At 59.4% G+C, this 11713-nt stretch carries 5 protein-coding genes; 1 reads left to right on the top strand and 4 read right to left on the bottom strand.

Annotation, left to right across the window (positions count from 1 at the left end):
- Window positions 1-46 precede the first annotated feature (46 nt).
- From AB4851_RS10995 to AB4851_RS10980, 4 genes are all read right to left on the bottom strand, one after another.
- Window positions 47-433, bottom strand: a complete 387-nt coding sequence (locus AB4851_RS10995) for a hypothetical protein (RefSeq protein WP_414447223.1) — start codon at window positions 431-433, stop codon at window positions 47-49.
- A gap of 13 nt (window positions 434-446) precedes the next feature.
- Window positions 447-590, bottom strand: a complete 144-nt coding sequence (locus AB4851_RS10990; RefSeq protein ID WP_414447222.1) for a hypothetical protein — start codon at window positions 588-590, stop codon at window positions 447-449.
- A gap of 626 nt (window positions 591-1216) precedes the next feature.
- The gene (locus tag AB4851_RS10985) at window positions 1217-10102 is read right to left on the bottom strand and encodes a hemagglutinin repeat-containing protein (RefSeq protein ID WP_414447221.1); all 8886 of its coding nucleotides are present in this window, start codon (window positions 10100-10102) and stop codon (window positions 1217-1219) included.
- Window positions 10103-10297: 195 nt separating this feature from the next.
- Window positions 10298-11218 (bottom strand): LysR family transcriptional regulator, encoded by a 921-nt coding sequence (locus AB4851_RS10980; protein ID WP_414447220.1) that lies wholly within the window; start codon window positions 11216-11218, stop codon window positions 10298-10300.
- A 159-nt stretch (window positions 11219-11377) separates the two neighbouring features.
- On the opposite strand from AB4851_RS10980, the gene AB4851_RS10975 reads away from it, so the two are divergent.
- Window positions 11378-11638 (top strand): DUF2798 domain-containing protein, encoded by a 261-nt coding sequence (locus AB4851_RS10975; protein ID WP_414439620.1) that lies wholly within the window; start codon window positions 11378-11380, stop codon window positions 11636-11638.
- Window positions 11639-11713: the final 75 nt, after the last annotated feature.

Genomic DNA, 11713 nt, shown 5'->3' with positions numbered 1-11713 from the left:
CCGACCTAATGATCGCCACACCGCCGAATGGTCAAAGCGTTATAAGTCATGCTAATCCCGTACATCGCCTTACCATCACCATACTCGATGTCTCTATGTACTTTGGCACGAATGCCATCTTTACAAAAAAAATATCTCCTTCATAGCCTCGCTCTTTCCATCCAAGCGCCAACAAACCCTTGCTGTAACTATCAGCCAAAATTGGCGACCAAGACTTAGCGTCAATGCCTGCATAATAGTAGGCACTTCCATATTTACTGTTGCAGGAATCCGTTACCACAACACCCCCATTAATCAAAATCACACGCACATCGTGGCGCATTACATGAAGCTTCTTCGCCGTATCGGTCGGATTGTTTTTAATCGCAATAGCCATAAAAATCACTCCAGACATCGCAATAACTACACCCACTCGCCTATCTAATTTTTTCATGGATTTTAATTAGTCAATTTCTCTTAGGCTGCATTCCTGGAAGCGTGCCAACTGGAAAACTGAAGCCTGTCGAACCACTTCCACCAAGATTGATAGGACGGGTGAATCCACCAAAACCTACGCCAAATCCTTTAAAATTCATTTTCATCACTTGCATTTGAAAAATTTTAATTTTAAATATCTAATGACAATCAAAATCCAAAACACAAGCGCCATAAGCGAGCCACGAATTATCACGAATTGCGTGCCCCCTCCCAATGATAGCTCACCCCATAAAATGCGATCGCCATCAGCATGGAAGTTATCTTAATTGCCAGCAAACATAGCAAAGACGAGACATACACCAAAACAAACAAAATCGCGAGACGGATCATTTATTATCCCCCAACTGGTTTTTAACGCTATTTACTGTCGCAGCAGCAGCCTCCAATCCAAAGCAACCTGCAATACCGGACCCAATAGCGTGCTGTAGTTCATCACGCCATCACCGGTTGTCCCGCCTGCGCTGAATCCGCTCGATTTCGCGTCGCAGTACGACTGATTCCGCATGTCCGCGAAAGACAATGAACCCATCGTCAACGTGTTCTTTGACGCATTGGCATTTTTGGCGGCACAATAATTCAAAGTAGAATTTTTATTACCTCAATAATTTTTCAAATACAGCCTCCCCTATCACTAGCGCGACCACACCGACAAATATCCAGTAAATAATCTTTTGCCTTTTGCTCATGCGCGCCCACTGTTCGGGCGTTGGCCCTCCGCCAGCCGCCATACCAACCTCCCTTAATTTTTACCCACAGATTCAGAATGCCCCCAAGGCATTACTCCAATCGATTTTCCACCAAGTGAGCCGAATCCAACTTCAATCGCAGTACCCCCACCATAAGCATGAGAAATCGCAGCGAACGCACTAACACCAAAAGGTGTTGGCACTGAAACAAAGTATTGACTACCGTCACCATTCAAAAAAGAATTGGTTGCGCCTGCATTATTCGCACCAAATATCCATCCCAGCGTTGCAGTACTGCCTGGCATCCACGAAATTGCCGACGGATTGATCATCGATATCCCACCACCAACATACCGTTGCCCGTCATACAAATTAACTGAAAATGTTCCATTAACCGATAATACGCTTCCATTGACAGTCGCGTAATTTGGCTGAAGGCCGGCAGCAGCGGCGTCTCCATTTGCCATCTGGGCCTGGATCGCCGCCTGCAATACAGCATCGCTACACTGTGCCCCTGCAGGACACACCTGCGTGACAAAGTCTTTTTTCTTTGTAGCAAGATCATTTTGCTCATGATTCTGCCGATTAAACCGATCAACGTTGTACCCAGAGAACGCCCCCGACTCCCCACCTACAGCCGCACCCGCCCCCGTCGCCAACGCATTCGCCGCAATATTGCCCAACGCCTGATTCATATCGCTGTTACCCGTCGGATCGGATGAAGCAATCGCGCTACTCAATTCATTCAACTTGCCCGAAGCGATCGACGCAATCGCTGCACCGGCTGCCCCACCTACCGCATTTCCACCCGCTATTCCCGCCATCAACGCCGCGCCGGCACCCTGTATCAGCGCCCGGTTCGCGCCGCCTTCCTTCCACGCGTCGACGCCTGCTTGATCTCCGTTCGCCGCAGCATCCTTCTTCATCTTGTCCGCGTAGTCCCCGATTCGGCGCGACACCGCTTCGCCTGCCGCACTCGCAGCCGCCATCATGTCCGCCTGATTGCTCAACAGCTTCTGCGTGTCGGGGAGTTTGGCGACGGTGCCGTTCGTATCCGTCGTCTCGCGATTCAAGCTCTCCACGTCCTGCTTCTGCTTCGCCGAATCCGTAATCGTGACCGTGCCCGCACTGACGCCGCTTTTCGTCGTCGCGCTATCGCTGCCGGTTTCGCTCTGGCCAAGCATCGGCGACACACCGCCGGCATTCTTTCCCGACGTACTGCCGTGCGTGCTGTAGTTCATCCCGCCATCACCGGTTGTCCCACCCGCGCTGAAGCCGCTCGATTTCGCGTCGTAGTGCGACTGATTCTGCATGTCCGCGAAAGACAATGAACCCGTCGTCAACGTGTTCTTCGATGCATCCGCGTCGCTCGCAATCAGCCCGCCTTTCAGATCGGTATTGCCGCCGACGTTGATATTGAACCCGCCGTCTCCCGCCTGAATCCCGGCCTGCTCATTGACGCCAGCATAGCTGCCCGACGCCTTGCCCTTGCTGTGACTGAAGCTCGCACTGGCACCACCACTCTGGCTGACACTGAAGCCACCGCCCGTACTCGACTGATGCGCCGCGCTCGACAACGTGTCCTGCACGCTCGCGATGTTCAGGTTTCCGCTCACATCGGCGTTCACCTGATTGCCCTTCACGTTCGCGCCGATGAGGTTCGTATCACCGCTCGAGATGATCGTCACGCCGTTGGTCGCATTCACGTGGCTGTTGTTTTGCGTCGCCAGATCGCTGTTGCCGTCGCCGTTGGCTTTCGACATCGCCGCGGAAACGCCGAACCCGCCCGTGCCGACCGATACGCCCACGCTCGCGCTCTTCGATTCGTTCGTAGTCCGTGTCGAATCGGTATCCGTTGTATTGACGATATCGATCTGGTTTTTCGCCGCGAGAATCACATCGTTTGCGTTCACGTTCGAGCCGGCGATCGTCAGATTGCCGCTTCCTGGTTGGGTGGCCCCCGTTGCAGCAAACGCCGCCGTTCCACCTGCTGTGACGCTGGAACCGCGATTTGTCACGCTGTCTTCCGAAAACGCGCTCTTGCTGCGACTGCCGCCGACGCTGATCTCCACCTTGAACTGGGGCGCTTCGCCTGCGGCCAGTGACTTGACCAGATCACCCGCAACCATGTTCGCATCCCATGCCGCGCTGGCCGCCGCTATCCCGTGCAGCGCTGCTGCGCGGCCATCCTGGCTATTGCCGGACGCGCGCGATTGATCCACGGCGTTCGATATCGCGTCGATCACGGGTGCTTTCAATGCCAACGTCAGGCCGCTCTTCGAGACTTTCTGCGTTTCACCACGGTGGTTCGTGTCCTGCGCTGCATCGATCGTGACGTTCGCGCCTGTTCCGCTGAGATTCTTCGCTGCGATCAGTTCGCTGCCGGTCACGTGCAGATCGTTGCCGGCCGTCATGCCGACGTTGCCGTTCAGCGAACCGATCGTGCTGCCGGTGTTCGATACCTCGGTTGTCTGACTGGTCGTTTTCAGCGCGCTGCTGCCCACCGATAACGACAATCCACCGCCCGACGTCAGCCCCGATTCCTTCTTGTCGTAGTAGCTCGACGACTGCAAGGTGTCCTGCGACGTCGTCACCGTCACGTCGCGTGCGGCTGTCAGTGTCACGTCGTTCGTTCCGACGATAGTGCTGCCCTGAACATGGACGTCCTTTCCGCTAGCGATGTTCACGCCGTCTGCCGACACCAGACTGCCGCGATTGAGGGTCGCTGCTTGGTCGATCCCGCTCGCAATCTTCACGCCGCTCACGACATTGTTGTGGCTGTGCGTTTCGTGCGAATTCAGCTCGTGCGTTTCGGTTGCTGCACCGATATTCACATCGCCGGCTGCCAGCAGGTTCGCGTTGCCCTGGTCGAGGCTGATCACGCTGCCGCTGACGGTGACGTCCTTGCCCGACACGATATTGACCGTGTCGCCACCCTTGAGCGTCGTGCCGGTGAGCGCCTGATCCGACGTGTGAAGCGTTTCCGCGTAGCGGCCGTGGCTATCGCTGCCTGAACTATTGCTGTTCACGGTCGACGTCGCGCTCGCCGCGCCGAGCGTGACGTTGCCCTTGGCGGCGATCGTGCCGCCCTGGCCAAGATCGATTTGCGCGCCCTTGGCGGTAAGGTTTCCGCCGACGCCGATGCTCGATTGCCCACCGACCCTCACCGAGCTTCCGGTCACCTTGTTGATGTCGGTGTTCGACACACCGTGCGCGCGCTGCACGATCTTGTGCTCGCCGGTCTGTGCCGCGCCGAGATTCCAATCGCCGCCGACATTCATACCGAGGTTGCCGCCGACCACTAGATTGCCCGCGTTTTGCTGGAGGTTGCCACCGGTGACAATCGACGCGTCGCCTGCAACATCCAGTTTCGCGGTCGGCCCGAGCGTCGTCACCACGCTCGTCGCGCCGTCGCGGCTCACGTGTGTGTTCGTCTTCGTCGCCGCGTCGAGAATCAGGTTCTTTCCGGCGTTCAGTTGAAGGCTGCCAGCTTTCACGTTTGCCGACGTCAGATCGATGTTGTTCTCGGTCTTCAGCGACATCAATTCTCCGCTTTGCAGCGCGCCGAATGCGTTGTCGATCTGTTTGCCCTGGATCGCCAGCGTGTTGTCGGCCTTGATCGTGCCGCTGTTCGCGAATGACTCTGCGTTCTGCAAATCGATGTTCGTCGCGCCGATCAACGGGCCATCTATGTTCTGCTGACTGACCTTCGCGAGATACACGACCGGCACGAGCACCGACTGCCCGTCGACCACGCGCGTTTCCATCAAGATCACGTTGCTGGTCAGCTTCGATACCTGATCGGGCGACAGGCTCGCACCCACGGCCAGATCGAGCGACTTCGACAGATCGGCACCGGCAGCCATCAGCGCTTGGTACATCGTCTGCAGGTCCGCATACGGTCCAAGCACGGCCTTGCCGGTCAGCGATGTGATTTCATTGCGCACGAGTTGTTGTTCGTAGAAACCATCACCGAGACGCTTCGGGATATGCGTGAGATCGACGCCGAGCTGGCCGAAAAAGTAGTCGCTCGAAATGAATTGCTTCTGGCTCGTGAACGCAGGATTCGTTTCGATCACGTAGCTCGCGTTCGGCACGGTGGTCGGCTTGAACAGGCCGCCCTGTGGAATCGTGAGGTTGTTAAGCACGTTCAGCGCGGTTGCGCTGGCGATGATGGGATCAACCGGCGCGGGCGTTCCGCTTTGCACGGACGACGCTTCGGACTTCGCACCATTCGCATTCCCGCTCAAGTTCGTCGGCGTGAGGCACGGCACGGACTGCCCCGGCAGCAAGCCGAGCGACGGAATCGACGAATCAGCCGCCGTGTTGCTGACGCTGACGCCCGTGCCCGAGATCGTGCCGTTGGAACTCAACGTCGAGAAGTAACCCGGCAGCTTGTAATCCCTGACGTCAGCCGGCGCCGCCTGCGTGAAGCCGCCGGGATGGCCGCCAACGAACGGCGCATTGCCGAATGGCAACTGCCAGTCGTGTTTGCTGTTGTCGTAGTTGTTGTAGTGGTATTGCCCTGAATAGGAAACCGAAACACCCGGAAGCTTCTGGCCGGATGCGGCCCAGCCATCGGCGTCGTAATGCGCCGGCATCGTGATGTCGCCAACCGCTGCGATGTTGCTCCAGTAGTTCTGCAGCGTGTCAACCGACGACGCATCGATCTTGCCACCCGACACGATCTGCGCGGCCGGGCTAAAGCCGGTCACGGTCGTTGCCGTTGCGCTGTCGGCGTAGTAGGTCGTGAACTGATAGGTGCTGTTCCATTTACCGCCATGCGGTGGCTCGGTGTAGACGCCGCCAATGCTGTCCGGATTCTTCACGCCAACTTGGCCCGTGCGGCCGTTGATCGGGATGCCGAACTGTCCGAGCAGCGATGGATCGATTGCGCTGGTCGAGGTTGTCATCGCGCGGCGCGTGCTTGTCACCTTGTCGGCGCGCAATTCCATGTCGCCTGCGGACTGGATCAGGGCCGATACGTTATTGACCCGCGCCGCGTTCGTGTAGTTGCCGTTCGCGTCCTTGCCGCCTGCCAGCACGACTCTGCCCATGCCGAAGAAGGCGGTTGTCGCCATTGAATCGGTGGCGGTCGTGTCGTCGCGGTTCTCGATGTTGGGCGCGAGGACCTCGAGCGTGCCATTGCTGTCCGATGCACCCATCAGCGCGGTCGGGCCGAGATTCGAGATCGTGCTCGTTGCATTGAGCGAAGCGCTGGCGCCGACGAGCGCGCCTGTGTTGATCAAGGTGATCGATTGCGTGTGCAGCAAACCGCCAGCTGTCAAGGCGCCAACATTGATGATCGTGCCGGCGTTGACGCTCAGGTCATTGACAGATTGAAGGTCCGCGTTGTTCGTGAAGGTGCCGGGCAACGTAAACGCAAGATCGTGGCCGACGCTGAATTGCGTGTCGGATGCCGCCGTGTAATCGCCCAAGAGTCTTAAGTTGGCGTTATGCGTCGCGCTATAGGTGCCACCGCCTTGCAACGTAGCCGCCGCAACCGACAAGTCATGCGTCGAACCGATCTGGCCGTTCGTGTTCGTGATTGCGCCGGCTGTCGTGACGCTCACGTCGCCGTTCGAATGCGTGACGTTGCCAATTCGGCCACCGCTGTTGTCAACGGTATCTGCATTGACGTGCAGCGAGCCACCGCTGAGTTGGCCGCCCTGTGTGTTGTTGACCGACGCTGCCGTAATCGTTACGTCGCCATTGCCGGTCATCGCGCCCATGCCCGCTACACCATCGGCATGGCTGTTCGCGATCTGGCTGCCGCCTTGTACCGACATCCTGCCCGCACCGAGGTCGACAATAGCGCCGTCTGCGTTATCGATCGAGGCTGACTGAATATCGAGCGTGCTGGTGTCGTCGTTGGTCGATTGCCCCGCCTGGATGTGGCCGCCATGGTTCGACAGCGTTCCGCCGCTCTTCAATGACAACGACACATCCGATCGCAGCAGGCCCTGTGCATTGTTCACGTCGCCCGCAATCGTGGCGTTGACGCCGCGCTGTGCCGCAAGGACACCGCTCGCGTTGTTCAAGGAAGCCGCGATAACAACCGCTTGCCCCTTCGTCACGACGGTGCCCGACGCGTTGTTCAATGCGCTCGATCCATTGCCCGAGGCAATCGTCAGCATGCCCGTGCCGGCATGCGTAATCGTGCCGCCCGCGTTATTCAACTCGGCGGGCGCGAGCGTCAGGTCCGTGCTGTTGGTCTGGATCACGCCGGCTGCCGAGTTATCGAGCGTGCCGCCGACATTGAGGCCCATTGCCGACGAGCCGTATTGCGTGATCGTGCCGCCGTGATTGACGAGGTTGGCGGCCGTCAATGCAAGCTGATTGGCTTCGAGGTTGCCGCCGCTGTTGTCGAGTATCGAATTGGCGGTGAACGACAGATTCGGCGCGACAATCGAACCACCGTGATTCGTCATGGAGCCGGTGTGGATCGTCGCGTTCGCGCTGGAACCGATCTGGCCACCGTCGTTCGCCAATGTGCCGCTGGCGATACCCAAATCCGTGTTCGACAACAGCTTGCCGTTTGCGTTGTTCAACGCGCCGCCGATGCTTGCCGTCAATCCAGCCTGCGCGTTGATCGAGCCTGAGGTGTTGTCCAGCGCGCCGGCTTGCGCGACAACGCGCCCGTTACTCGCGATCGAACCACCTACGTTCGATACCGAACCAGATCCACCGCCAAGCGTCAGCGTGCCATTGCCTGCATGCGTGATCGTGCCGCCGTCGTTGACGAGCGATGCCGACTTGAGCGTGAGGTCGGCACTGTTGGTTTGCAGCGTGCCGCCGTTGGAATTGTCGAACGTGTGCGACACGTTCACATTCATCGCACCGGAGCCGGTCTGTGTGATCGTGCCGCCGTGATTCGTCAGGTCCGTCGCATTTAGCGAGACCTGATCGGCCTGCACGGCACCGGCGTTGTTATCGAGCGTCGTCGCGCTGACCGTTGCCGTCTGGCCGACAATCGAACCGCTGTTGTTCCTCAGGTGCGCACCGGCGTCCACCGCAACGTTCTGCTCGGCCTGCAGCGAGCCGCCGCTGTTATCGACCGATTGGCCCGCAACGTGGAGATTCTTATTGGATGTGATCGCGCCGCGATTGACGACGTTTGCGCCGCTGACCGAAACAGCACCATTGCCGCCGATAACACCGCCTTGCGCGCCGTTCGCCGCCGTACCGGCGGCATTGGTCAATTGACCGCTCGTCGTCACAGACAGGCCATCGCCATTGAGCGAGGTGAGTCGGCCTGCCGTGTTGTCCAGCGATGCACCGGCCACCTTCATGCCGCCCGCGCTTTGCAGCGTGCCCTGATTGTTCGCGATTGCGCCGCCGTGCATGTCCACCGTGCTCTCGGACACCATCTCGCCAGACTGGTTGTCGACCCGGCCAGCGACATTCACCGACAGCGGACCTTGCGACGACACCTTGCCGCCCTGATTCGAGAGCGCACCGCCAACCAGCATCGTGCCGCCGCCGCTCGACAGGCTGCCGTGATCGTTGATTACCGTCCCGGAAGCTTTCGCGTGAATGGTGCCTTGTGCGCTCGTCGTCGCGTTCGACAAGCTCACATCGCCAGCCGTCGCGTTCAGCGAGAGATCGCCGTTCGCCGCCGTCCGACTGCCGGCGAGATTCACATTCGCACCGGTCAACGACGCATCACCACCCGCCAAGTTCTGGCCGGTCGCACGCAGTTGACCCGAAGCCGTCAGGCTCAAATCGCCGCCATGCCCCACCGATCCATCGTCATTCACACCCGCGCCGAGCGTGCCGGTCGAATTGACGCTGCCGGCATTCACCGACGTATCCCGCTGCGCCGCGAGCGTCCCGCTGTTCGTAACATCGGCACTTGTGCTGGCCGACAGCGATTGCTTCGCGTACGTCGTGCCGCTGTTTTCAATGCCATCCGCAGCCGACAACGCAAGATTGCCGCTCGCGGTCGTCGTGCCCGTGAGCACGATCCGGCCATCCGCCTGCAGCGTGAAATCACCGGCCCCCGCTCCGATCGTGCCGGCGTTGGCCACCCCCACACCGTGCTCGTTCGAGACGAGAAAGATCTGATTGCTATACATGCCGCCCAACAGCGCCACGTCGATCGCAATCGACGGAGCGGGGCCATCGCCGGAAATTGGCGTTGCGGCAAGCGTGTCGTGGTTAACCTGGCTGGCACCGGCAATCACGTTCAGTTTCTTCGCGTAGATCGCCGCGTTCAGCTTCACCGCGCGTGAAATCAAATCGACCTGATCGATATTGTCGACATTCAAGCCGGAACCGGCGACAGTCACCAGCCCGCGATTGACGTTGTAACCGGCCAGCGACCCATCCGCGCCATAAAACGGCACGCCGGTTGTCAGGGTTGCGCGGCTGGTATTGAGGAAGCCACCACCATCGACAAAGATCCCCGACGGGTTGGCAATGACGAGTTCAGCGCGAGCGCCCGCGACTTCCAGCGCGCCTCGGATCGAAGAAGGATTCGGGCTATTGACCTGATTGACGATGATCCGCGCGGCCTGTCCGGCGTTGTAATTCGGGTTGCCGTTGATCCAGCCCGCCTGCTGGGTCTGAACCATCGCAGCCGAGTTATTCAGGATCGCGCCGGGCTTCTGGACATCGAACTGATGATAGGTGTTGACCGATACACCCGCGCCCGAAGGCCGCGCCACATTCACTTGCGGCAAACCATTCGGCGTCTGAATCACCTGCGTGCTGGTGCCTGGCGTCGGCACAATCTGCGCATCGGACAAAGCGGGCAGCATGCCGAGCACAGCGACGCCCGCCACAACCACGCGAACACAAACGCCCGACGCCAACGCGCACGGCCGCGCACGCGCCTCGCCCGTTGCCGATTTCCCTTGGGCCGTTGCTGTCTCCGCAACGGCCACCACCGTCTCCCGAAGCCTGGAATACACCAGGCGATGCGCATTCTTGTTCATTCTCGTCGGCGCGGCCTGCGCCCATGCAGTTATTGGGCGCGAGAATATCGAAACACCAGAAAATGACGATCAAAAATGATCAGGTAGTTGACGAGAATCCAAAAACCTAGGGTTCCAGATTCTTCTGATTGACATACACCGACAACATTTTGGGCCACATAGTTACCCGGCGAGTCTCACTAGATCGCCGGTGTTTCAGGCGACCGCTTCACCCCGCAACGCCTCCTCCACGAACTCGATAAACACCCTCGCCCTCGCATTCATCGCCGATCGCTCGGCCACGCAGGCATACAGCTCCATCGGCTCCGGCTCTGCCTGCACGACACCCCGATCGCGCGGCTCGAACAGCGTCACCAACTTGCCGCTGTCGATCAGCGGTTGCGCCACGAAACTCGCGAGCCGCGCGATGCCGCCACCGTTCGCGGCGATTTGCGCGAGCATGTCGATGTCGTCGCAGATGAACGCCGGGTTGACCGGCGCGTCGAAGCGCTGCCCGTCGCGCACGAATCCCCACGGTAAAAACCGGCCATCGGTCGGATATCGAAACACGATGCAGGCGTGATGTTTCAAGTCCTCGGGCGTGAGCGGCAGGCCCGCACGGTTCAGATACGCACGCGACGCGCAGAACAGAAACGGCCTCGACGCGATGCGCCGGGCGATCAGCCGCTCATCGAGTTGCGCGGCGATCCGGATGCTCACGTCCACCCCCTCCAGGCGGTGATCGACGGCCCGGTCGGTGCTGATCAGTTCGAGATCGATACGCGGGTAGGCATCCTTGAAGCCGGGCATCAACGGCGCCAGCACGTGGCGGCCGAACGCGGCCGTCGTGGCGACGCACAGCGGCCCATGCGGCGCCGCCTCGACGGTCGCGGCCTGCGAGGCCTGATCGATATCGCCGGGAATATGGCGCACCTTGGCGTAGTAACGCGCGCCGCTTTCAGTGAGCGCCATGCTGCGCGTGGTGCGCGACAGCACGCGCACGCCCAGATGCGTTTCGAGCCGCGCGATGCTCTGGCTCACGGCCGCGGCGCTGACGCCCTGCGCGCGTGCCGCGCCCGCAATGCTGCCGGTCTCCACGACGCGGATGAAGCAGTTGATCAACCCGAGAATATCCATCGTCCTTTGCCGTGCTCAGTGACGTTTATCGTCACGTTTATCGATCATTTCGTAAATTTTACTTAAAAATGAATCAAGCATCCGCCGGCTTCCGACGCGCACCCCGGCTTGTTACGCTGGCCGTCCCATCACGCAGCCCAAACCGGAGAGATTGAACCCATGACCGTCACCACGCCGCAAAACCGCCGAATCCGCTTCCCGACCTCGTCCACCCCGTATGTTTTCGCACTGTACATGGCCACCATCATGGCGTTTCTGATGTGCCTCGTGATCACAGTCGCCGAGTTCGGTGTCGACGGGCATTACTTCGGAAATGTGATGAATGCGTATCGGGTGGCGATGCCGTCGGCGTTTGTCTGCGTGCTGATCGTGCGCCCCGTGGTCGCCCGGCTGGTGGCGTTGACGGTGCACGCGCGTTGAGCCTGCCCTGAACGCAGCCCCGCGCGAAAATCCGAAAAAACGAACCCGAAAAAAAGCCCCGATGTCTCACGACAC

The organism is Burkholderia sp. 22PA0099 (assembly GCF_047497165.1).
Lineage (GTDB): Bacteria > Pseudomonadota > Gammaproteobacteria > Burkholderiales > Burkholderiaceae > Burkholderia.
Note: the sequence above shows the minus strand (reverse complement) of the source record. Positions and strands in the feature narration are given on the sequence as shown.